We start from the raw sequence: 23,326 nt of genomic DNA, 5'->3' as shown, positions 1-23,326 counted from the left end.
TTACCTTCAATAAATACACTTAAGCATATTTTTCCCATGGATGTGCAAAATATTCAAAGAAACATTTGGTCATTATCCAATCATTTTCTTTAGATTAGCCATCTCAATGGCAGACATGGCAGCATCGTATCCTTTATTACCAGATTTTGTACCAGCACGTTCAATCGCCTGCTCAATATTTTCCGTCGTCACAATACCGAAAATAACAGGGACATTGGTTGATAACGATACATTGGCAATACCTTTTGCTGACTCATTACAAACATAATCATAGTGTGTTGTAGAGCCGCGAATAACCGTACCTAAACCAATAATGGCATCATAGTTCTTTGTTTCTGCTAGTTGTTTCGCAATAAAAGGAACTTCAAAAGCTCCTGGAACCCAAGCAACATCAATAGACGCTTCATCAACACCATGTCGTGTTAAGCCGTCCATTGCACCGTCCAATAATTTGCTTGTGATGAATTCATTAAATCGACCTACCACAACTGCAATTTTTAAACCCGTTCCAATTAATTGTGCTTCAAATGTTTGACCCATTGTTCTTTCTCCTTTTTAAATAGAAATTTTATTTTCAGTTGTCAGCAATTGACTGCGGTATGCTACAAGTGCCTCTATTGATATCATTTTCAAGTCATGCTGTGCTGCGTACTTTATCAATTCCTCAAAGCGTAGCATATGACCATCATCGCCCATGATCTCGCAAATAACACCCACTGGCACACTATGACAAAGTTTTGCCAAATCGACAGTCGCCTCCGTATGCCCTCTTCGCTCTAAAACACCATTATCCTTCGCAATGAGCGGAAAAACATGACCAGGTCGACGAAACTCAATCGGCTTCGCTTGCTTTTCAATCATTTTTTGTATCGTAAATGCTCGTTCATACGCACTAATTCCTGTCGTTGTATCCTCATGGTCGATACTTACGGTAAACGCTGTTTGGTGATTATCCGTATTGTGCTGAACCATCGGATGTAAATCTAGCTGTTGTGCAAGCTGCTGTGAAATCGGTGTACAAATTAATCCTCTACCATAGGTTGCCATAAAGTTTATAGTTGCTGGTGTCATGAATTCAGCGAGTGCCAGAAGATCTCCTTCATTTTCCCGATCCTCGTCATCAACCACTACAATCATTTTGCCTTGCTTTAAATCCTCAATGGCCTCTTCAATTGCATATAGCACTTTTGTCATCTCCTCGTTCAGTTGTTAAAAACCATGTTGTGCTAAGTAATCTCTCGTAATGGTTGGTGTTGCTTGCCCTTTTTTCAGTTGCTGTAAAATATATTTACCAACTAAATCTGTTTCGATATTCACAATCGCTCCAGCCTTCTTCATGCCTAATACGGTTTCTTTGTACGTATGGGGAATTAGTGAAATCGTGACACTGTTCGTGTCAACATGGAAAAGGGTTAAGCTTGTGCCATCAATCGTAATAGAACCCTTCGGAATGCAAAATTTGGTTAGTTCCTCTGACAATTCGATATCGATATAGACTGCGTTGGCTACTGGACGTTTGCGCAAAATTTTACCGACCCCATCCACATGCCCAGCAACAAAATGACCGCCAAATCGCCCATTAGCAGGCATGGCACGCTCTAAATTCACGGAATCCCCTACCACGAGCTGCTGTAAATTGGTTGCGTTGACTGTTTCAGGCATCACATCCATCGTAAGCGTCTGTTCCGTAAAATATGTCACCGTTAAACAAACACCATTAACCGCGATACTGTCTCCAAGCTTGACATCTTCTGCTATCTTGGCTGATTGAACTGTTATTTTCATACTGTCCCTATCGCTTTGCATGGCTTTTAAAATGCCAATATCCTCTACAAGCCCTGTAAACATTCCATCACCTACTTTTCATTGATTTAGGCTTCTATCCTTCACTTTTGAAGTCTTATCCATCAGTTTCGAAGGTCTATCCGTCACTTCTCTAGTTTTATCCGTCTCCTCCTTCTCCTTCTCTAGCTATCGATAAAAAACAAAAACCCCTTTCAGCAAAGGGGTTTGGGAGTATAAGACATCAACAAATAAGCCTAATTGAAAACTATTTTTTCCATAGACTGTCATCTCATTTGTTCTTCTCCCATCCAGACTATAACTGTCGGTTTTGGATTTGCACCAAATCAGCTTGCGCTCACGGACTTTGAATTACTTCATCACCGCCGATTGGGAATTTCACCCTACCCCGAAGAACATCTTCTATTCGATTGGCACTAAATAAAAAACTTCCCAACAAGCTTGTGGGAAGTAGTGTAATAAATGCATAGGAAAATAAACCTTCTAAATTACAATCAATTTAAAAAGCTCGCATTTTTACCCTTCTCCCATCCAGACTATAACTGTCGGTTTTGGATTTGCACCAAATCAGCTTGCGCTCACGGACTTTGAATTACTTCATCACCGCCGATCGGGAATTTCACCCTACCCTGAAGGATTTTTTATTTAGCTAATCTTACGATAACACTATTTTATTCTATTATCCATCCCTCTTTTTAAAAATTTTTCAAAAAGAATTATAGCAGATCAACAATGCATCCAGGTTTTTCGCGTTTGTGACGTCCGCCTGAGGCATTGAGCAACATGCAATGTTATTGCCACAGGAGACGGCGTTTTTTGATGGTGTTATCAGGTGTTTAATCACTCGCCGCAAGGGAGTCTTCAGCTTAATATAACAATGACTTGATAAATGTAAACGAAATCATTAAACTGATAACATTTAAACTGTGCATGGAACTTCCCTTTCACTAAAACGTTCCTTTACAAGTGACAATTCAGTCCAGCACTTTGGAGGTCATTTACTTGCTATTTTTTAAAAACATCCCATTGAAGCAAGGTATTTTCTATGCCTTATTAATGCTCTGCTGCGTGCTTTCGATTGTGTTCGTTCATCATAATGAATCATTTTATGATCGACCGATTGCTGAGGTGATAAAAGCTGATGTAGCAGAATCAGAACCAATGACAGATATGTATGATAATGATGATTATTTATTTACACAGCATATTACAGCCGTGATACAAAATGGACCACATAAAGGGCAATCCATCCATTTGACGAATGACTATTCCGCCTCTGGAGCTTTCGATCAAGAATACCGTGTGGGCAATGAAATCTTTGTCTCCATAGATAATCACGCATCACAGTCAGGGCTAACTGGGACCATTCTCGATTTAAAACGAGATCAAACCCTTCTCATGATTGCGTGGATTTTTATTTTTGTCTTACTCCTTATAGGAAAAAGACAAGGCTTGTTTTCCATTATTAGTTTAATTGTCAATGCATTGATTTTATCATTCGCGTTAGATTTATATGTGAAACATGGTAACCTGAGCTTGTTAGTCATCAGTGGTATTTGCGCTCTTCTATTTACGATCATTTCGTTGTTACTGATTAGCGGCTTGAACACGAAAACGTATGCAGCTATTGTGTCTACACTTTTAGGAACCGTTATGGCACTCATCATTAGCTCTGTCGTGATGTGGTTAACTGGTGAAAACGGTCTTCGCTATGAAGAAATGCAATTTTTAACACGCCCCTATCGTACAGTCTTTATGGCTGGCTTATTTATTGGCTCACTTGGGGCTGTCATGGATGTCTCTATTACGATGGCTTCTTCAATCTTTGCTTTATATGAACAAGACCCTACTATTTCTGTGAAGGCACTTAAATCTTCAGGGCATGAAATCGGGAAAGATATTATGGGCACCATTACGAGTATTTTGTTCTTTGCCTACCTTTGTGGCTCCATACCGATGGTTATTCTCTATTTGAAAAATTCTTCTACTTTAGGACTCACGCTGTCCTTGAATCTTTCTTTAGAATTAGCTCGCGCCTTAGCAGGTGGTATTGGGGTTGTCCTCACGATTCCGATCAGTCAGTATACTGCTCTATTTTTCATTAATCGAAAGAGGGTTCAAGAATGAATGTAATTGTGTTATTAGCTTTTATTTTATGTCTATTGATGGTCGCAATTGGCGGGAAGCAAGGTGTACGTTCGTTTCTTTCTTTATTCCTAAATTTCGGTGTGCTCTTTGTGACGATCTTTTTAATGACCAACCCTAAAAATAGCCCCATCATCTTAACGTTCGTTGCCTGTACAATTATTAGTTGTATTAGCCTTTTCTATATCAATAAAACAAACAGTAAAACCATTACAGCATTTATCTCCACTATGGTGACGATTGTTGTCTTACTTCTTTTTATTACATTTGTAACGAAAAAGTTGATGATTCAAGGATTTGGTGAAGAAACAACAGAAGAAATAAGCATCTTTTCCCTTTATATTGGTGTTGATTTTGTGCAGATTGGTGCCTCCGTCATTATTATGAGTACGATTGGAGCAATTATGGATGTCGCTATTTCCATTGCTACTTCCATGCATGAGATTTTTTATCGTAACCCTTCGATTAGTAGAAAGAAATTATTTACATCCGGCTTAAATATCGGGAGAGATATTTTAGGAACCGATACGAATACGTTATTCTTCGCTTTCTTTGGTGGCTATTTAAGCTTATTAATATGGTTCAAAGATCTCTCCTATTCGATTGGTGAAATCGTCAACTCCAAGGTTTTTAGTGCTGAAATGACGACTATTTTTTGTGCTGGCATCGGTATTGCACTGATTATTCCGATCGCCTCCTCCGTCAATGCCTATTACTTAATTCGAACACGTGAAAAAACCGAAAAGCTCTCATAAAAGAGTTCAGACCTATCACTCGTTTGTGAGAGGTCTGGACAAATCTCCTCCTCTCCTTCAAAAAATGAATGCTATCTCAAAAAAATGTGTCTAAATGATGAAATCGTATAGTAATCGCTCAAATTAGTACTTACATTTGAGAATTTTTTTTTGCTATAGTAAAAAACAGAGCAGTTAGTATCGCGGAGGTGTACTAGCTAAAAGGAATCATGATCGCTGATAATCGACATCACGATTATATCTTCATAGACTTTTTTATAATGCAGAACATGAAATAGTAGAAGCATCGCAACTTTATTTTTCCGAATATTCTGTTTTTATACATTCTATGAAAGTTGAACATTTTTGAAGGAGTTTTTACAGTGAATAAGGAAATAAAAACAGGTCCAATTATGGCTGCTCTCTTAGTAGCCGGCTTTGTAGGGCTATTTAGTGAGACAGCATTAAATATTGCACTAGGGGAACTTAGCCAACTTTTCAGCGTGGATGCCACAACTATCCAATGGCTAGCAACAGGCTATTTTCTCACATTAGGCATTTTAGTACCTGTTACAGGCATTTTAATGCAAAAATTTACCACTCGCCAAATGTTTATAATCTCTTTACTCTTTTCCATAATTGGTACCATACTTGCCGCTGTTGCACCAATCTTTGCTGTCTTACTTATAGCACGTGTTATTCAAGCTGCAGGTTTAGCGATTATATTACCATTAACGCAAAATGTGATTTTCACGATTTTTCCAGCTAATAAACGTGGTAGTGCTATGGGGATGATGGGTCTCGTCATTTTAGCAGGACCCGCTTTCGGCCCGACATTAGCAGGGATGATTTTAGACACGCTATCCTGGCACTGGATATTTTGGGTTACTGTCCCCTTCTTATTATTCTCGATCATTTTTGGTTTTATCTTTATTCCCAATGTGAATGAAAGAAAGCAGCTTGCTATAGATATATGGTCTATTATCTTATCTACGATTGGCTTTGGTGGCATCGTCTATGGTGTAAGTAGCGGTGGAGAATTGGGTTGGACAAGCATCAACGTACTTAGCACCATTTTACTAGGTGTAATTGCCTTATGTTTATTTGTGTTGCGTCAATCAAAAATGGACCATCCTATGTTAAATTTGAGAGCTTTCCAGTATCCAATGTTCGTATTGGGTCTTCTGATGAATATGATTACCTTCTTCAATATGCTGTCTATGCTAGTGGTGCTCCCGATGTATATGCAAACGGCACTTTTGGTATCGGCCTTTGTAACAGGTTTAATGATGCTTCCTGGTAGTCTACTAAACTGCCTATTAGCACCAACCATCGGTAAATACTTCGATAAATACGGACCACGTGCAATCATTACCCCCGGAACCATACTTGTTGTGATTGGCTATGGACTTTATGCTTTAAATGGTACCGAAACAGCTACTTGGGCATTAGTGTTAACACATATCATCATGATGCTTGGGGTTGGTATGGTATTAGCCTCTGTCCAAACGAATACGCTCAATGCTTTGCCAAGACAATATTTTCCTGATGGTATTGCGATTACACAAACCTCTCAACAAGTATCAGGTGCCATAGGCATTGCTGTAATGGTCTCGTTGTTCTCAGCTAAGCAGCAGCAATTCTTAACTGACAGTACAACTAATGCTCAAGAGGCGGCGGCTTCAGGCTCTGCATTTGTCTTTACAATCAGTTTTGCTCTGGCAATCATCAATGTCATACTCTCTTTCTTTTTGAAAAAAACTCAATCATTTTAGTATAGAAGGGAGGTGTCTCGAAGGAATTTTAAGGCACCTCCTTTTGTTATGTCATTTCCGTTGCAATCGCAGTATTTTCTGATAATATTTACCATAAGATGTTTACGTACGCTCAAAATAGTTGTTGTTTCATGATGCACTACACTAGGTCGCCCATCCTATGTAATATCTTTAAACATCAATTACGCCTTTGACGTAATTGCCGCTGATTCTGCATTTTCGCGCAGATCAACTTTGCGCCCCGTTTTTTCGAGCTGATGAGTAGATCGTTAACCTCAGACCATCACGTCCTGTAACAGTTAACTGACTTGCATCGTGCAGGTCAACTTCAAAATCAGTGACTTCCGCCGAGGCTTCGGGTTAACATGATGATGAATTACTCAGATATGGCACAAGATGTGGCGTTCTTAGCCTGAGTTCAGCTTTTTTAGTGGGCATTTGAACACCCATTGGAGAAAACAACACAAGTATTTTTCTTTCTCTATAGTACTGCTTCACTTTTGGTACAAAAAACACTTGCTGAATTAAGATAAAACGTCAATTACAACGAGATGGAAAAGGAGAAAATTAGCAATGAAGCATATTATCTTTGATTTTGATGGAACACTGGCAGATTCAACCGCAGTGTTTGCATCAGCATGGAATACATTAGCGCAAAAATATAAATTTAAAGGCATCGAATTAAAGGAAATTGATACACTGAAAAAATTATCGATTTCTGAACGCAGTAAATTATTTGATTTCCCAATGTATAAATTGCCCATGATTTTACCGCAATTTTATAAATTGTATCGTCAATCATTAAATGATGTTCATCTTTTTGATGGAATGAAGGAAGTCCTGATGGAAATTGATAAGAGAGGCTATAAAATCATTATTATTTCCTCTAATTCTAAGGAAAATATTTTAGCATTTCTTAAAATGAACGGTATTCACTGTGTAGCAGATGTTCTTTGCTCCAATCGAATTTTTGGCAAGGATAAAGTGATGAAAAAGTTTTTAAAGGACTCAAATGTCAACTCAGCTGACGTGTTATATATTGGGGATGAACAAAGGGATATCGTGGCTTGTAAGAAAGCAGGTGTCCCGATTGTATGGGTAGAATGGGGCTATGATGCCATAGAGGTCGTGCAAAACGAAAATCCTGAATATAAGGTCGCTACACCACAGGAAATTTTAGAGATTATTTAATTATGGGGAAGGATAATAGCATGTTACCTGTCTATTATCCTTTTTTTATATTATTATCCTTTCATCTCACTAATCTGCATGAGCTTTTCTGCCGTGCTATTAACCCCTTTATAGGCATCTGTTAATTCATGCATACTCGCAGCAAATTGCTGTGTAAACGCAGAAATTTGATTTGCTGACGCATTGACTTGATCGATGGATTGTTTAATATTTTCTAGTTGCACTGTAATGCTATCAGCACTTTCTGTACTGCTTTGGGACATTTTTTGTATTTCTGAAGCAACCACGGCAAAGCCACGACCATGCTCACCTGAACGTGCTGCTTCAATGGATGCATTCAAGCCGAGAATTTTGGATTTCATAGCCAAATCCTTTACTAAATTCACAATGTCATTAATCTGCTTAATATCACTTGCCATCGATTCCGAGAAGTTCGATAATTCCTCTAAACGATTGGACACATCCATACTGGAAGTAGCTAATCCTTCATTGGTAGTCGTCATTTCTTCAACAGCACTTGAAAGCTCAGTTGCCAACAAGCGCATACTATCCATTTTTTCATTGGAAATAATGGCACTTACTACACCAATTACCTGACCTCCGTCAAAAATAGGCTGTGCAGAGGCAATGTATGCCATGCCAAACCCTTCCGCCCCGCGCTCTTCTTTCACAAAGCGGCCTGAGCTTAAGGCTATTTCCGTTGCAGTCCCTCGATATTTATGTACTGGTTCACCAACCCCTACTTTTAAATCAACACGTTTCCCCGGTTTATAGGCAAGAACTTTCTCTCTATCTGCCACGATGACACAAGCATCCTCTGGATAAGTTGCTTGGTATAAATCAATCGAATCAATCGCTGCCTGTAGTTTTGGATGCATTGTCTTCCCCCTTCTCCCAAAGCTTTTGTAAAATATCTCAATTTAACTATATCATGTCACTTAAAAAAAGACACCACCGTCCAGTGGTGTCTTGTCATGCCATTATGACTTTGTCAATTTTTCTACATATTTCGCTGCCGTTCTGATTTCAATTGTTAGAAAATCATTGCCATAGGTAGCCTTTATTAAAAATGGTACATCATTCGTGTTTTGGAACCTAAAGTCTAAACTGCCGTAGGAAACAGTAGCATCTCTTCCTTTAGGTACATACCCCACATCTAAGGAATGGTGATGACGTTCCACATAGTTAATTGGAATTTGATCGACAGCATTAAACAGGGTTGAAGACGTTTGACAGATTCCACCGCCAATCCCCATGACTACCTTCTTATTAATAATTTCCGGTGCAGGTTGATAGCCATTCGCTTCATCCCTCGGACCCACAATCGTATTAAAAGAAAAATAATCACCACTACCTACAATGACATTATTGATTGCCCTAGCCGACAGCTCGATGTTTTTATTTCTTCCACTATCTGTGCTATTGAAATATGTCGTATAGGATGCAACAACGACATCCTCTAATAAAGGAAGATCCTCTAAATAATAGCCACTTTCTGTTACATAGAGCGGCATTTCCACTTGACCACCCGTCGTTGAAGCCTCTAGAATTCGCTCTACTAATTCGCTTTCTTTTAAAATAGTTTGCGGTCTTCCTTTGATTACTTGCCCTTCTTCTCCCAATCGATCGAGCACCATTCGTTGATCATAGCCAGTCATTGTGTCTGTTCCTCTCGCCAATTCCTTTGCTAATTGTTCTAGCTGCTGGTAATAAGCTTGCGGATCTGTGTCAAAGCCAAATTCCTTAGGAGAGATTGTTTGAACCATCTGCTGTGTTACGGGATCAATAACCTCTACAATAGGCTCAATTGGGTGCTCTTGTTCATACGTAACAGACTGCTGAGCTTCTTCATGTTGTTGAATTTCTTGTTCTAGCTTGTTATCGTTTGCCGCTTTGTCCTGACAACATCCTACTAGCCCAAGCGTACAGATAATGCCGCATATAGCCAGCCACTTCTTTCTCAACCATGAACACCTACCTCTATCTTCATACTACAGAGACATCTTATTCGTAGATTGCTCATAGTGTGTTGTTTTTTGATGATTTTTATTTGTCAATACTGCAAAAACACACTATATGAAGACCACTATTACCTGTGAAATTTTATGATTGAATAAACCTTTAGACGATAGAGGATTGTAAGTACTATTTGGTGCAGCTATTTTCTCTTCGCTATCTTAATTTAGATAAGATTATTCCGCATGAATCATTTATACAGCCTAAAAACATTATTTCTCAAAGAAATAAAATGGCAAATAAGGCTAAAGTTTAGTAGAATGATTCTTTAGATTAAAATAAATGACTAAATTTTGTTTTATATTAAAACACTACTTATAACTACATTTCCCATAAATAAAATCTGGAATTTAAAGGAAGAAAAATAAATTGACTAATGATTTAAAAATACGTGATAAGTATATCTACACTTATATTCATCATATTGATGAATATGATTTATGTAGAATGGAGATGCGCTCATTTTTTGGAAAAGATTCTGACTCAAACTATTTAATTAGCGATGTTAAAATTGATCCAAGCCGTAGCCCATTTATTGAAGAGAGACTTGAGATATTATATGAAGAGAATGATTTAGACGTATTAAAGGATCGTCTTAAGCATTTCAATGTAGGAGAAAACACTTACAAAGTAATTAGTTTAAATAAAATGGTCATAAATACTACTAATAAGATAAACCATGCAGAGCGTCGTAAAATTGAAAGAGAAATTGGATTGTCGATTAACGGAGAACCAGATTTAGACAATCCAGAAATTATCTTGGGGATTATTACGTTAGACGGTCGTTGGTATTTTGGCAACTATACAAAAAGTGAACCCATTTGGCTTAAACATAAACAGAAGCCACACAATTATTCAACCGCATTGAGCACAAGAGTTGCTCGTGCTATTACTAATATTGCAGTTCCACATATAGAAAATGTACGTGCTATCGATCCCTGTTGTGGAATAGGAACTGTCATAATAGAGGGACTTTCAATGGGAATTGATATTGAAGGTCGAGACATTAATTATCATGTATGTCAGGGTTCCAGAAGTAATATCACTTATTTCGGACTAGAAGGTAAAATTACACTAGGACCGATTTCAGAGGTAACGGAGCACTATGATGTAGCGATTGTTGATTTACCATATAACTTATTTACTCACGCATCAAGGGAAGAACAAAGTGAGATACTAAAGCACGCTCGACGAATTTCAGATAAAATTATTATTGCCACAATTGATACGATTGATAACTTAATTGAAGAAGCTGGATTCGAGATAGTTGACCGATGTATTGCTAAAAAACAGTCTTTTTTACGTCAAATTATTTTATGTAAATGAGAAACACCTATATGGTGAAGGACAATAAAATAATGTTAACCCTGTCCTAATTTTAGAACAGGGTTAATATATTGTTGTGCAACTTTTAATATAGAATCTTAACTGAAAACCCTCGTCCATTCTAATTTATAGAGAAATCATCGGAATTTTAATTACTAACTTTCAGCCGTATCGCATGAAAAGTTATTTCTACCAATTAGCACGCCCTATTGTCGATAAGCAAGATGAATTCCCGTGAAGAAAGGAAATTACTCGCGAAGCAACAGAAATGACGTTCAAAGTTTACGTAAAAAAGAGCATCTATTAGCTATCAAATGAGCCAGTAGATGCTCTATCATTTTTAACTCTTGTAAAAAAGCTCAAGTACAGAACAGTGTCCTATTTTATTTTTGAATAAACATTTGTGTCCAATAATGACCATCCTGCACATAGCCTACACCGATATGGGTATAGCTTTTATTGAGAATATTGGCACGATGTCCTGCACTGTTCATCCAAGCTGTTACAACTTCTTGAGCTGAGCGTTGACCTTTTGCAATATTTTCACCAGCAGCTTTGTACGTAATACCAAAGTTTTTCATCATGGTAAAAGGTGTACCATATGTTGGGCTTGTATGGTCAAAGTACTGTTTATCATGCATATCTTGAGATTTATATTTGGCTACTCGGGATAGCTCCCAATTTTCCTGTAATGCTGGCAGACCTGCTTTGGCGCGTTCTGCATTAACAAGTTTAACAACCTATTGCTCAACCGTGGCCTGTTCCTTTACAGGGATATTGATTTTTTGCCCAGGGGAAATTTGATTCGGATTGGCAAGCTGTGGATTGGCATCTATTAATTCTTGTACGCCTGTCTCAGTTTTCAACGCTATTTTCCAAAGTGTGTCACCAGATGTCACTGTATAGGATTCGGCTGCCATTGCCGCTGCTGGTACTAATAATGAAGCTGCGATTACTGAAGAGAGTGTTGCTTTTTTTATTTTTTTGAACATGTTCATCATCCTTCCTGTTTGCTCTACTATTATCGTAAATAGTTTCAGAGCCATAATCATCACAAAATATTTGGAAGGATTTTTACAATTGTATGACATCGACACAACACAAACGAACAAAACCCTTTATTACGCTATTTTTCATCATATGCTTTGTCATCAAGTTGCAATCTTTTTGTAATTGGCATACATTACTAATACATTCAGCTATTTAAAATGACTCAAAATAGCCTATTTTGCTAATTGTTTACGTTTTAATCGATAAATTAGTAGAATATAGAGCCCATCATAAAAGAGCGTTGCCATGGAAATAATGGTAATCAATGGCGTACGGAAGTAGAGATAAAAGCCAACCGCAGCAAACAATGTACCTACCATTTTACAGACGGCAATTCCCATTGATTGACCGGCTAAGTTCCCTCTTTGCAACAATAAAGCGATAAATAACCCTGACATCATAAGATTTTGGAAAAATGCTGTGTACTTCCCTTCAAAATCCTGAAACTCATAGACGATGCCAAAAATCATCAACATGCTGAAAAGAAACGTAACCAAAAAGGAGCCATACAATATTTTTTTAGTAAGTATCCTACGATATTCACTTGGCGCATAGCGTAAAAACTGCGTTAAAATAAAGATATCCAATACAAGCCAAATGAGTGTAATGTATCGTTGGAGATCATTTTGTGGGTAAATAAAAGCAAAGATAAACTCCCATGAAATATTGGCACAAATAGCGGCCATAGGCATTCCATATTTTTTATCTTGCCACCCTTTATAAATCACGAGTATGTATGTAATTATCCAAAACAGACCCATTCCTAATTGGCAAATTAATAATAGGTTTAGTTCAGTCAATGTTCGCTCTCTCCCCTATATAGCATTCCTCCTACTATATGTGAGGAAAACGATTCATTATGTCTAAAAGTTTAATAGAAGGGTAAAGGGGTAGCTAAATATCAAATAGATGCAACCTATACATTCCATAAGTAATCTTATATAGTAAAACGAGGTGATTGAATGAAAACAAAAATTTATGTGGATAATGAACAATTTATCGCTGGGACTACCTTGAAAGATGACATGGAACTAGAGCAAAACAATATGGCTTTGCATATTTGTGATAATGTTCAAGCTATCATCGACAATCGGCAGCATTTAGCCGCTACGTTGAACTGTGATTTGCAGCATTTTATTTGCACCGAGCAAACACATAGTGCGAACTTTCATAAAGTCACATTAGCTGATAAAGGGCGAGGTGCTGAGCAAATCGATACAGCAGTTAAAAATACCGATGCCCTTTATACCATAGAGCCGAATTTATTATTATGTAGTTTTACGGCTGATTGCGTTCCCGTTATTTTTTATAATGCTGTGAACGGACTAGTTGGCGTTATTCATTCAGGTTGGCAAGGAACTGTCAAAGAAATAACGCCCAAATTGTTTGAGCATCTGATGAATGAAGAACAATGTCGACCAGAGGATTTTCATGTCCAAATTGGTATGGCGCTGAGTCAGCAAAAGTTTGAGGTGGACGCAGATGTCTACGAAAAGTTTCACAGCCTTGGTTATGCGGAAGACTTTATGTACTACAATGCAGAAACGAATAAATATCATATTGATAATCAGCAAACAGTAAAAAAACAATGTGAGCTTGCTGGTATTCCAGCTGACAAAATTCAAATTGATGAAACTTGTACGTTCCTTAGCCCAAATGGCTTTTCCTACCGTCAGGACAAACAGGCAGGAAGACATTTAAGCTTTATTATGCGGAAAACATCCTAATTGCAAAGGCCAATTCTTGACGAATTGGCCTCCATTTATTTTAATGTACCTGTACTAATAATGGACGTTTCTACATGGACTTTAACGTCTAATTTACTAATAAGCGCCCTCGTTTTTTTCGTCGTCCATTTCCCATGATAGTACATTCTAAATTCCTCACTTAAGCCAGCTGGGTCCACCTCTGCTTTATTTAATCGCTCTAAAAAATCACCAATATCCTGTTCAAGCTGTTTATTCACATCTTTTTCTAAATTACTAATGCTTTCAACTGTAAACAAATGAGATTCTCTTTTACCCTTATACTCGCTTAATGTACCCTTGATTGTTAAGAAAATCGTTAATTTTGGTGAATTCACGTTTTGATTACTCTCTTTTTTTACACTGCTCTCAATTAAATCAATCATGAGTTTCTCTTCCCCATGCCCTGCGTTTAAGTCCAAGTGTAACGGAGCAAGATTTTTCCGTCCATTCAAAGCTTGAATCACCAGTGCTTCCTCTGGTTTAATCAGTTCATGCATATGATTTCCTTTGAAAATTGCAACACCTTCCACCTCTAATTTATCTCCTCGCTTTTCAATATAAGGTAAAATGGTATCAATTACTGGATTCGTAATTGTATACATAAAATCATGGATATTGGTGTTTGGATTAAAGGCTGTATTAATACTAGGTTCTAATAGATCATTTAAATAAAAGTTAATATTAGGTTTATCAGGATAATCTCCCTTTAGAATAGCTTCTGCGTTATCTTTTACAACAGCGATGAGCACTTTATTTCCCACCTCTGCATTGCGATATAAATGCTGAATAATCTTTCTGACATTTCCTTTTCGTGCAAAATCCTCATTGACTAATACCACACGTAATTGATTGAAAACAATCTTTTTATCTGATTGTTTTTCTATTTTGACTATGCCACTGGACACTAGATCTGTCGTAATGGAAAAATTTTGCGTATCCTGCTCTGCCTCTGGAGAGTATTGAGGAATAGCCACTGTAAGCCTCATCTCATTTTCATCAATGTAATCAAATGCCATCGAATCAACCATGCCAATATCCTCTAATGGCACTTTTAGTTCTTTTCGAGAACAGCCCACAAGTAAAATTAAAACAATCAAACTGAGTATACATAGACGTGTTTTCATACTTGCACCTGCTTTTTCCTAAATAAGTAGATCATGATTAAAAATAGTGGCCAAATAATTAAGATATACCCTATATAGTTACTTGCCATAAATAATTTATCCTGAACCTCTCGCGAAACAGGCATTTTAATAATGACAAAAATCAGACAGGTAATCATATATAAGTAATAATTCTTCTTTTTTTTAGGTAACGGAAATAATGCATGGGCACCTTGTTTCGCACACCATACATAAGCAGTCATAGAAGTTAAAATCAGAAATACCCAAAGTGTAATGCCAATAATATCAATACGCTTTATAAAGGTAAATTCCCCTGCTTTAAATAAATTCAACACCGAAAACTCTACATTTTTCAATTGCCATTCCGAATAATACATCACACTAATAAGCGTTGTGATAAAACATAAAAAAACACTAATCCAAACGCCTAATAAGGAATGACGAAAAGCCTTCTTTTTATCAATGATAAAAGGAAAATAAAATACAATTAATTCATATCCAAGAAATGAAAAATAGCCTTGCTTGAATGCTGCATAAAACTCTTTAGTCGTAAAATTAAAGAGAGGAAGAAGATGACTTACACTCCCTTTTTCAATCGCCCACCGTGTAAAATAGAACATCCAAATCGTAATAAAAAATGTCATGATACAAAATCTTGCAATTGATTTTATACCGCCGTTTACGATGTAAATAAGCAAAAGTAAAAAGCAAAGTACAGGTAATGTAATCGTTTGTTCCTGTAACGCTGTACTTTGTATTAAATGCATATAGTTACTTATAATCCCTGCACTAAAAACAATACATTGTATAATGATGAAAAAATTGATGGTTTTCCCGATATATTTTCCTAAAAGTATTTCGTTCATCTTAAATAAATCATCATTAGGAAATTTTGAACACAGCCATACCATTGCAAACAGTGTAAGAGTTGCTATCAGACCATATAAAAGTGGCATAAATGTTTGAGAATATCCCATAGAACTTAATTTTTGAGGTAGTGAAAGGATACCCGTACCAAGCATTACACTTTGAGCTAAAAAAATGACATGATAGCGATTTAATACTTTGCCTTTCGTTGTACTCAAAGTTGACCACCTCATTCTTCTAGTTCTATTTTTTCTGTGCTTTTGAAAGACCTGATTTACTTTTTAGGTATTTAGTTGGAAATCGGATGACACCATCCAATAAATCGCTTGGCTTTCTAGGAATAGCGGGTGTCATATAATGCGTTCCTAACGATTTTAAACTTAATAAATGATGAATTAACCAAGCAAAGGCGAGCATCTGGCCAAATAAGCCAAAGAGTCCTGCTGATAAGATAAAAATATAGCGCACAAAACGGCTAGTATTACTCATTAAGAAAATCGGCGGTAGGAACGATAATAAGGCCGATGTCGCGACTAGCACGATGAGAATATTACTGAGTAACCCCGCTTCTACAGCAGCAGTCCCAATGACAATACCTCCTACGATACCAATTGTTTGACCGACTTTGGCAGGCATTCGAGAACCCGCTTCTCGTAACACTTCAATAATCAGCTCGATAAATAGCACTTCAATCAGCGGTGGAAATGGTACTTTACTCCTCGACTCTTGAAGATTTAATAATAATTCATAGGGCAATATTTCTGGATGAAAGGTTAGAGCTGATATATACATGGGGGTAATCATAATTGTTAGGAAAAAACCAAAAAAGCGTAACATCCTTAGTAAAGTTGCCGTTGTCCATCGGTTGTAATAATCTTCAATCGACACAAACATTTCAAAAAAAGACGTAGGACAAACAATTGCTAACTGACTATTATCCATAAAAACGACGATTCTACCATCTAGAAGATAACGGCAAATACTATCTGGACGAACTGTCATATAATATTGCGGAAAGGGTGATAACGGATTATCCTCAATTAATTGCTTCAGCACAGATATATCCGTAAATAATGGATAATCTACTTGATCTATCCGATTTCTTAAATCCTCTAAATTTTTATGACTCACAATATTATCCATATACATAATCGAGATTTTAATATTGGCTTCAGACCCGACAACACGGTTTTCGTTTTTAAGCATAGCGCTTTGTATGCGTCTTCTCACCAATGAAATATTTGTTTCTAATGATTCTGTAAATGCATCCTGTGGACCGATTACTGTGGACTCCGTTTCAGTATCTGTAATGGCCCTTGTCGGTGCACTATACGTATCCACGCTTAACAACGCATTCGTTTCATGAAAAAAAAGGAGGGTTTGCCCAGCATTCAATTTTTTAACGGCTCCCTGGACATCCTTTGGGTCCACATATTGAGCGATTTGATGAATTTGTTTTAAATTATTAGCCAACGGAATCGTCACCATGGTTTGTAAGGTCATTTTTTCAATGAGCGAGGAGAAATAAATGACCGTGACATCTCCCTCTTCTGTCGCCACCATTTTCAGTTTTACATCATCGATTTCGTTGATTTCCTGCGTCAATTTAGCTACAATTTGTTCCGGTATCTCGTTCATTTCATTCAACCCCTTTAATTCCGATGAATACCAGTCATTGTCATTCATTTTTTAGTAGTTTGGCTTTTATCCGTTCATTTATGTAAAAATTGTGCTAGCAAAAATAGACAGAAAAAAGGATGCATCTCACGTTGAGATACATCCCTCTAGCTTATTCTATAGAATCTTTACTGTAGCGGTTTTTGCCAATCCCAAACACATAGTAGCTAATTGTTACGAGGATTAGGAAAATAATACCGACAATTAATGATATACGTGTATCATCATTAATCCACATACCAACTAATACCATGATTAAAAAGATAATCGTTACATAGTTTGTAATGGGTGCGAAAGGCATTTTGAAAGGATGCTTAGCCAGTTGCATACCCTTCTCTTTTCTAAAGCGAATTTGACTGATTAAAATAATAAACCATGGAATCATTCCTGGTAAAACACTCGCACTATATATATAAACAAATAAATTTTCAGGAGCAATATAGCTTAGGATGACACCAATGAATAACCCGACTAACACACCTGCTGTTCCAAATAAAGGTACGCCATTCCTTGAAAGCTTGGCGAAAAATTTTGGTGCTTGTCCATTCATCGCAAGAGTATATAACATACGTCCAGCGCTATAAATCCCACTGTTACAGCCTGACATAGCTGCTGTGATTACAACAAAATTAATGATACCTGCGGCAGCTGTAATACCTACTTTAGCAAATGTCGCCACAAATGGACTACCTATTGTCCCAAGTTCATCCCAAGGATACACCGTCACAATGACAAAGATCGCACCGATATAGAAAATTAAAATACGCCAAATGATACTTTGAATGGCATTAGTAATCGTTTTTTGTGGATTTTTTGCTTCTCCAGCCGTAATCCCGATAAGCTCTACCCCTTGATATGCAGCAACAACTAAAGATAAGGCAAAGAAGAAGCCTGTCCAGCCACCTGTAAAGAAGCCACCGTGACTCCACAAATTAGATAAACCAATTGCAATACCATCATTGCCAAAGCCAAAGAAGATCAGCCCTACACCTGCTACAATCATTAAAATGATCGTGACAATTTTAATCATCGCAAACCAAAATTCAAATTCCCCAAATGATTTGACAGAAATAAAGTTCGCCAAACCTAAAATAATCATCGCAATAAGACCTGGTATCCACGCTGGTAATTCTGGATACCAGTATTGCATATACGTTCCGACTGCTATAATTTCAGACATCCCAACAATAACCCATTGGAACCAGTTACTCCACGCTGTTAAATACCCCGCTAAAGGATGGATATATTTATAGCCAAACGTTGCAAAAGAGCCTGTACTCGGCTCCATATAAAGCATCTCACCCATTGCCCTCATAATGAAAAAAATAAAAATACCTGCAATACCATAGGCAAGGAGTACAGAAGGTCCCGTCCATTGAATTGCACTGGCCGAGCCCATAAATAGCCCTACACCAATCGTACCGCCAAGTGCAATCATTTGGATATGACGTGCTTCTAATCCTCGTTTTAATTCCTTATTGGCCACTCGTTAACGCCTCTTTTCTGATGTTCTCTCTACGTTGAATACCTTTAAAATCATAATCAATTTTTCTAAAAAAGACAAATGTATTTTTAGGAAAAACAAAAAATAATGATATTTTGATAGATTTAGCTCATACCGCTCTTTCATTTTATAACTTTACTAAATAACGCAAAGGAGTCTCCACTAGGTTAGTAGAGACTTCTCATGTTGTTGAAAAAAGATGATGTCAACGGCAGAAAAAGCAACTTTGCAAGGTGAGAGGTTGATTTCCGTTCCGTCAGCGCCCTTTCCAGGGGGCGTCCGATGAGCCGCTTCACTCACTTACGCTCGCTCCAGGGTCTCATCTGTGACGCTAAATCCCCTAGGAGTGACGCTGGCTCCACTCCAATCAACCCTTCTGCAAAGTGCCTTTACTTTTTTCATAGTAATATAGCGATTAAATAGCCCATTATTTTTAGAGGGAATAAGCTCTTATTTTCAATATGGAGAAGTGATGCGTGACAACACCTCTTCATAAAAAGTAGTGAACACCTTCACTTTATTTGAAAATTTCGCTAAAAAGGTAACACTTTTGTGGGCTGGAGTGGAAGGCTACTTGACTCCCGTGGGATAGCGAGACAGGCGAGCCTCTAAACGGAGCGGTAGCGGAGGAAGCGGCTCGGCGCTCGCCCACAGGAAAGCAAGTAGCCTGCAACGGAAATCCATTTCTCCCTTTCAATTGACTGTTTTGTTTTTCCACACTAAGAGAAGTCTCCACTAGGTTAGTAGAGACTTCTTTTAACGCTTAATTTGATTAATAGGCTAGTATAACTTTTCCCTAAATTATCAACATTAAAAATACCTAATAATCCATTCGATAGTACAAGTAGCTTGTCTTTCCCATATGTATCAAAAAACAGTTATCCATATATCACCAATAATTAAAGTATATAGCTAGAAATCACTTGTTCTATTTTTGTGGAAATTGGATGAATAGTTAAGCAAAATAATCTGAAGTCAAATTTATTACCCCGTTATGTCGCAACCTTCCATAGTTACCAATCGTTATCGTTAATAGTTGCTTCTAACAAAGGGGAGATATTTGAATGTTACATTTCAATAAATTGGATAAAAGTTTAGTAATTAGCTTGATGCTACTAGGTATGATTAGTTGTCTCTTTGTCCATTCCAGTAGTACGGTGTTCGAACAGTATTCAAGCTCATTTATTATAAAGCAGTTTATTTATTACATAATCGGATTTTTAACTATGTATGGGATAGCCATACTTGATATTGAACAGCTTAAAAAAATTGGCTGGCCGTTTTATTGGATAATGGTGTTATTAACATTTAGCTTATTCATTGCACCTGAAAGTATAGCTAGAACTATAAACGAGGCGAAGCGCTGGTACCAAATTCCTTTGCTAGGATCATTTCAGCCGTCAGAGTTTTTAAAGTTCGCCTTTTTAATCGTTGTCAGCAAGGTTATCGTCGCACATCGAGAGAAATACGAACGTCCTACCTTTTTCACGGATATGAGGCTTCTCTTCATAATTGCTATTATATCTCTTCCACCGATGCTCGCCGTTTACAAGCAACCTGATACAGGCATGGTCATGCTTTATATGTCGATGATTTTACCAATGATTTTCTTTTCAGGTATACAAAGAAAATTGCTTGTCATCTTTACAGCCGTCCCTCTATCAATTATTAGTGTTGTGGTACTTTTATATATAAAATCCCACGATTTTTTTACAGATAAAATTTTAAATAAATTATCAGGGCATCAAATTTCTCGAATTCATGGTTGGTTACAGCCATATGAATATCCAGATTCTTCTTATCAAACGAGGCAGGGGTTTTTAGCAATTGGTACAGGTGAGTTTACTGGGAAAGGATACATGAACAATAATGTTTATGTCGTGGAGAAACATACTGATTTTATTTTTGCGAATATTGCCGAAGAGCTAGGCTTTATTGGAGGATCATTTATAATTGCACTTTTATTTTTTGTTATTTACCGTATTGTTGTTATTACAGTACAAGCAAGAGACCCATTTATGACACTGATGGGTGCAGGAATTTCTAGCTTATTGGCCTTCCAAATTACCCAAAATATTGGTATGACCATTGGGCTTCTACCAGTAACTGGTATGACACTGCCATTTTTAAGCTATGGTGGAAGTTCACTAATATCAAATTTTATGCTAATGGGTATTGTGATGATTATCTACAAATCTTATAGCGGCTATATGTTTAAAGCAACAAAAGAATAAGTAATGAAATGTATAAGCTTTTAGTATTACTGCTTCTAGCAGGAGTAGCTTTCTTATGCTTACCATCTGGCGTAAAACTTTACCTATATCTGCTTTGATTTGCCCATAAATAATCTGTCTTCTATACTGGGGAGCAAAGACGATTTAATACTTACAATTCCATGTTGTGTGCTAAACTTTTATAATCCATTTGGATTTCCTTTCGTACGAAGTTGATTGACCAGACCTCATTGTACGAAAGGGTTTTTTTCTTGTCTATAGCTAGAAGCTCTTTGGAACCCTCGCATCGTTTCAAAAGATACAAAAAACTCTATTCCCATCTCATTGAAAGGAATAGAGTGTAGGTCATTATTGTAATAATGTTTGTTCTTGTAATTTTGCAGAGAAGTATTTACGTGCATCCGCTGTCAGAATTTGCAACAATGTCACTTCTTCCTGACGAGCAAATTCTACAAACATCCCACTTAAATTTTCGTAGACATATTTGATTTTAAAGCCACTATCTAAATAATGATCTACTTTTTGGATTTCCTCTGTGCTTTGTTGGAATTCAGACATGTCATCACCTCACCTTCTTTTGAAAATGTCTTGATGTAGTCTATCTTACTCGGCGCCCTTCATTTCTAACAGAGGATCTGGTTGCTCCACAAGTTCTTCCTCCTCTAGGGCCGACGTTGGAGCAGATGCTGGTTGCCCAAATAGTTCATCCAAATTATGCCCGACTGTAATGCCTAAATATTTGGCATCACTCGGGTCTTCTAGCTCCGCCTGTGGATACTTTTTAAACCACCAATACTTCGCTAATACATAATATACAGCCGCTCCAACAACAAATCCTACTAAAGAGGAATAAGTTGCAAAAATATTCGCGACCGCTCCCCCAATGACCCAGGCAATTAACCCGGCCATATTAAAGCCCTTATAATATTTAAATTGCCCATCTAACTCATAAAGCTCTTTAACATGAACACGGCGTTTACGAATTAGGTAATAATCAGCAAATAAAATACCTACAATGGCCGTTAAAATACCGCCAATTATTAATAGGACATTGACCATCACATCAAATAGGCTCCAAGGCTGTGCAATAATACCAATAATTCCTGCAATGACAACCCCTACCCAAAACGGTACTTTAGGACCGCCAATATTAGAGAAAATCGTCGCAGCTGGCACAACATTGGCAGAGGTATTAGTCGACCATTGCGCTAACACAATCATCAACAATAAAATACCTAAAATAAAGCCGCTTGCACTTTGTTGTAGGGCGTTGATCGGATCAGCCGATGCAACAGCCATATAACAAACTGCTCCAATTGCGACAATGAATGTATTGGTAATTGGCATAACAATTAATGAGCCAACAAGCTGTGTTTTATTACGTTTAAACCAATTTCGCTCATTTTTAGGTGCCTTAAAGAAACGAGATAGGGAAGGCATATCGGCTGCGAGTGTTGCCCAAAAGCCCATATTTGCCATCACGACTACCATAAAAGCGGTAAAAGCAGCAATGCCTGTTGTTGGGGTTTCCACCCACGTCCAAATATTTTTTCCTTGTGACGTTGCACTATCTGCTAATGTGTAGTACATCCAACAAGAAATTAAAATAATGACAGGTGCTGCTAAATCAGCAAAGCGCTCAATGGATTTAATCCCTAGGGATGTATTAAAAAGTTGAAGAGCAGCAAATACAAGGAAACAGATAAACCAATTATTAAAGCCAAACATTAAATTTAAAATACCATTTATCGCTAAAGCACCGAAATACGTATTAAGACCAAACCAACAAGCAGCTGTGACACCACGTACAAGGGAAGGTATATGTGTACCGAATGTGCCAAAAGGTGCACGCATATAGACTGGGAATGATAGCCCATGCTCAATTCCTATATCACCAATTAACGTCATAAAGACACCGATTAAACAAGAGCCTACCAATGTTGCTACAATAACCATTGGTAGTGATAAGTTCATAATGGCTGAGCCACCAATGGCAAAAGCCGCTAGAACAATCGCCATGCCAATCCAAATCACTGCAAAACCAAATGTTCCAATATTTCTTTGTTGATGTGTCACTGGAAGTAAATCTGGGGATTTCAAATAATTCCCTTCACGTTCCATCCTACTTCTCT

The 23,326-nt window shown here is 37.4% G+C and carries 18 protein-coding genes, 3 pseudogenes and 2 riboswitches; of the genes and pseudogenes, 7 read left to right on the top strand and 14 right to left on the bottom strand.

Features of this window, described 5'->3' with window-relative positions; all coding sequences use genetic code 11:
* Positions 1-72: 72 nt before the first annotated feature.
* The 3 genes and pseudogenes from ribH to ribE form a co-directional block, all read right to left on the bottom strand.
* Positions 73-540: a 6,7-dimethyl-8-ribityllumazine synthase gene (gene ribH / locus NV349_RS07505; RefSeq protein WP_036118550.1), complete on the bottom strand. Its 468-nt coding sequence runs from the start codon at positions 538-540 to the stop codon at positions 73-75.
* An 18-nt stretch (positions 541-558) separates the two neighbouring features.
* Positions 559-1,185 (bottom strand): annotated as a pseudogene (gene ribB, locus NV349_RS07500) (3,4-dihydroxy-2-butanone-4-phosphate synthase); the annotation flags it as partial.
* 24 nt (positions 1,186-1,209) lie between these two features.
* Positions 1,210-1,848: a riboflavin synthase gene (gene ribE / locus NV349_RS07495; protein ID WP_271912826.1), complete on the bottom strand. Its 639-nt coding sequence runs from the start codon at positions 1,846-1,848 to the stop codon at positions 1,210-1,212.
* A 229-nt stretch (positions 1,849-2,077) separates the two neighbouring features.
* Positions 2,078-2,203: riboswitch (FMN riboswitch) on the bottom strand.
* 115 nt (positions 2,204-2,318) lie between these two features.
* A riboswitch (FMN riboswitch) is annotated at positions 2,319-2,444 on the bottom strand.
* A gap of 415 nt (positions 2,445-2,859) precedes the next feature.
* On the opposite strand from ribE, the gene NV349_RS07490 reads away from it, so the two are divergent.
* The 4 genes from NV349_RS07490 to NV349_RS07475 all read left to right on the top strand — a co-directional run bounded on the left by NV349_RS07490 (position 2,860) and on the right by NV349_RS07475 (position 7,648).
* Positions 2,860-3,930, top strand: coding sequence for a YibE/F family protein (locus NV349_RS07490; RefSeq protein ID WP_180957774.1), 1,071 nt, complete (start codon positions 2,860-2,862; stop codon positions 3,928-3,930).
* A complete protein-coding gene (locus NV349_RS07485; RefSeq protein ID WP_271912825.1) occupies positions 3,927-4,703 on the top strand; it encodes a YibE/F family protein in 777 nt (258 codons plus the stop codon). Before NV349_RS07490 ends, NV349_RS07485 begins: the two co-directional genes overlap by 4 nt.
* Positions 4,704-5,065: 362 nt before the next feature.
* Positions 5,066-6,457 carry a DHA2 family efflux MFS transporter permease subunit gene (locus NV349_RS07480; RefSeq protein WP_271912823.1) on the top strand — a complete coding sequence of 464 codons (1,392 nt, stop codon included), beginning with the start codon at positions 5,066-5,068 and terminating at the stop codon, positions 6,455-6,457.
* A gap of 573 nt (positions 6,458-7,030) precedes the next feature.
* Positions 7,031-7,648, top strand: coding sequence for an HAD-IA family hydrolase (locus NV349_RS07475; protein WP_058844609.1), 618 nt, complete (start codon positions 7,031-7,033; stop codon positions 7,646-7,648).
* A 53-nt stretch (positions 7,649-7,701) separates the two neighbouring features.
* Here NV349_RS07475 and NV349_RS07470 read toward each other — a convergent pair whose 3' ends face one another.
* Together NV349_RS07470 and NV349_RS07465 are read right to left on the bottom strand one after the other, a co-directional pair.
* Positions 7,702-8,526: a methyl-accepting chemotaxis protein gene (locus NV349_RS07470; protein ID WP_058844608.1), complete on the bottom strand. Its 825-nt coding sequence runs from the start codon at positions 8,524-8,526 to the stop codon at positions 7,702-7,704.
* A gap of 102 nt (positions 8,527-8,628) precedes the next feature.
* The gene (locus NV349_RS07465; RefSeq protein WP_271912821.1) at positions 8,629-9,612 is read right to left on the bottom strand and encodes a VanW family protein; all 984 of its coding nucleotides are present in this window, start codon (positions 9,610-9,612) and stop codon (positions 8,629-8,631) included.
* Between the two features lie 421 nt (positions 9,613-10,033).
* On the opposite strand from NV349_RS07465, the gene NV349_RS07460 reads away from it, so the two are divergent.
* Positions 10,034-10,990, top strand: coding sequence for a TRM11 family SAM-dependent methyltransferase (locus NV349_RS07460; protein ID WP_442916423.1), 957 nt, complete (start codon positions 10,034-10,036; stop codon positions 10,988-10,990).
* A gap of 383 nt (positions 10,991-11,373) precedes the next feature.
* Here the strand turns inward: NV349_RS07460 and safA are convergent.
* Positions 11,374-11,982, bottom strand: a pseudogene (safA, locus tag NV349_RS07455) (SafA/ExsA family spore coat assembly protein).
* A gap of 231 nt (positions 11,983-12,213) precedes the next feature.
* A complete protein-coding gene (locus tag NV349_RS07450) occupies positions 12,214-12,840 on the bottom strand; it encodes a transmembrane-type terpene cyclase (protein ID WP_271912819.1) in 627 nt (208 codons plus the stop codon).
* Positions 12,841-13,002: 162 nt separating this feature from the next.
* Between NV349_RS07450 and pgeF the strand changes: the two genes are divergently transcribed.
* Entirely contained in the window at positions 13,003-13,767 is a 765-nt protein-coding gene (gene pgeF / locus NV349_RS07445) for a peptidoglycan editing factor PgeF (RefSeq protein ID WP_271912818.1), read from the top strand.
* Positions 13,768-13,802: 35 nt separating this feature from the next.
* On the opposite strand, the gene NV349_RS07440 is transcribed toward pgeF, so the two are convergent.
* The 4 genes from NV349_RS07440 to NV349_RS07425 all read right to left on the bottom strand — a co-directional run bounded on the left by NV349_RS07440 (position 13,803) and on the right by NV349_RS07425 (position 18,942).
* Positions 13,803-14,912, bottom strand: a complete 1,110-nt coding sequence (locus tag NV349_RS07440) for a Ger(x)C family spore germination protein (protein WP_036118653.1) — start codon at positions 14,910-14,912, stop codon at positions 13,803-13,805.
* Positions 14,909-15,997 (bottom strand): GerAB/ArcD/ProY family transporter, encoded by a 1,089-nt coding sequence (locus tag NV349_RS07435; protein WP_271912817.1) that lies wholly within the window; start codon positions 15,995-15,997, stop codon positions 14,909-14,911. Before NV349_RS07435 ends, NV349_RS07440 begins: the two co-directional genes overlap by 4 nt.
* Before the next feature lie 25 nt (positions 15,998-16,022).
* Positions 16,023-17,417, bottom strand: a complete 1,395-nt coding sequence (locus tag NV349_RS07430; RefSeq protein ID WP_051891586.1) for a spore germination protein — start codon at positions 17,415-17,417, stop codon at positions 16,023-16,025.
* A gap of 151 nt (positions 17,418-17,568) precedes the next feature.
* Positions 17,569-18,942 (bottom strand): amino acid permease, encoded by a 1,374-nt coding sequence (locus NV349_RS07425; RefSeq protein ID WP_036118664.1) that lies wholly within the window; start codon positions 18,940-18,942, stop codon positions 17,569-17,571.
* A gap of 1,082 nt (positions 18,943-20,024) precedes the next feature.
* On the opposite strand from NV349_RS07425, the gene NV349_RS07420 reads away from it, so the two are divergent.
* Positions 20,025-21,194, top strand: coding sequence for an FtsW/RodA/SpoVE family cell cycle protein (locus NV349_RS07420; protein WP_271912815.1), 1,170 nt, complete (start codon positions 20,025-20,027; stop codon positions 21,192-21,194).
* Positions 21,195-21,224: 30 nt separating this feature from the next.
* Here NV349_RS07420 and NV349_RS07415 read toward each other — a convergent pair.
* From NV349_RS07415 to NV349_RS07405, 3 genes and pseudogenes are all read right to left on the bottom strand, one after another.
* A pseudogene (locus NV349_RS07415) lies at positions 21,225-21,338 on the bottom strand (IS200/IS605 family transposase); the annotation flags it as partial.
* A gap of 204 nt (positions 21,339-21,542) precedes the next feature.
* A complete protein-coding gene (locus tag NV349_RS07410; RefSeq protein WP_016995612.1) occupies positions 21,543-21,752 on the bottom strand; it encodes a hypothetical protein in 210 nt (69 codons plus the stop codon).
* A 45-nt stretch (positions 21,753-21,797) separates the two neighbouring features.
* Positions 21,798-23,315: an NCS1 family transporter gene (locus NV349_RS07405; RefSeq protein WP_036118680.1), complete on the bottom strand. Its 1,518-nt coding sequence runs from the start codon at positions 23,313-23,315 to the stop codon at positions 21,798-21,800.
* Positions 23,316-23,326 lie beyond the last annotated feature (11 nt).

Origin of the sequence: Lysinibacillus sp. OF-1, from assembly GCF_028356935.1 — a bacterium.
Taxonomy (GTDB): Bacteria; Bacillota; Bacilli; order Bacillales_A; family Planococcaceae; genus Lysinibacillus; species Lysinibacillus fusiformis_D.
This window is presented reverse-complemented; position numbering and strand designations above follow the sequence as displayed.

Coding starts and splice junctions, on each gene's coding strand:
- NV349_RS07475 (WP_058844609.1), top strand. CDS start 7,031: ATGAAGCATATTATCTTTGATTTTGATGGAACACTGGCAGATTCAACC.
- NV349_RS07490 (WP_180957774.1), top strand. CDS start 2,860: ATGCTCTGCTGCGTGCTTTCGATTGTGTTCGTTCATCATAATGAATCA.
- NV349_RS07405 (WP_036118680.1), bottom strand. CDS start 23,315: ATGGAACGTGAAGGGAATTATTTGAAATCCCCAGATTTACTTCCAGTG.
- NV349_RS07470 (WP_058844608.1), bottom strand. CDS start 8,526: ATGCATCCAAAACTACAGGCAGCGATTGATTCGATTGATTTATACCAA.
- NV349_RS07410 (WP_016995612.1), bottom strand. CDS start 21,752: ATGTCTGAATTCCAACAAAGCACAGAGGAAATCCAAAAAGTAGATCAT.
- NV349_RS07485 (WP_271912825.1), top strand. CDS start 3,927: ATGAATGTAATTGTGTTATTAGCTTTTATTTTATGTCTATTGATGGTC.
- ribE (WP_271912826.1), bottom strand. CDS start 1,848: ATGTTTACAGGGCTTGTAGAGGATATTGGCATTTTAAAAGCCATGCAA.
- NV349_RS07440 (WP_036118653.1), bottom strand. CDS start 14,912: ATGAAAACACGTCTATGTATACTCAGTTTGATTGTTTTAATTTTACTT.
- NV349_RS07420 (WP_271912815.1), top strand. CDS start 20,025: ATGTTACATTTCAATAAATTGGATAAAAGTTTAGTAATTAGCTTGATG.
- pgeF (WP_271912818.1), top strand. CDS start 13,003: ATGAAAACAAAAATTTATGTGGATAATGAACAATTTATCGCTGGGACT.
- ribH (WP_036118550.1), bottom strand. CDS start 540: ATGGGTCAAACATTTGAAGCACAATTAATTGGAACGGGTTTAAAAATT.
- NV349_RS07430 (WP_051891586.1), bottom strand. CDS start 17,417: ATGAACGAGATACCGGAACAAATTGTAGCTAAATTGACGCAGGAAATC.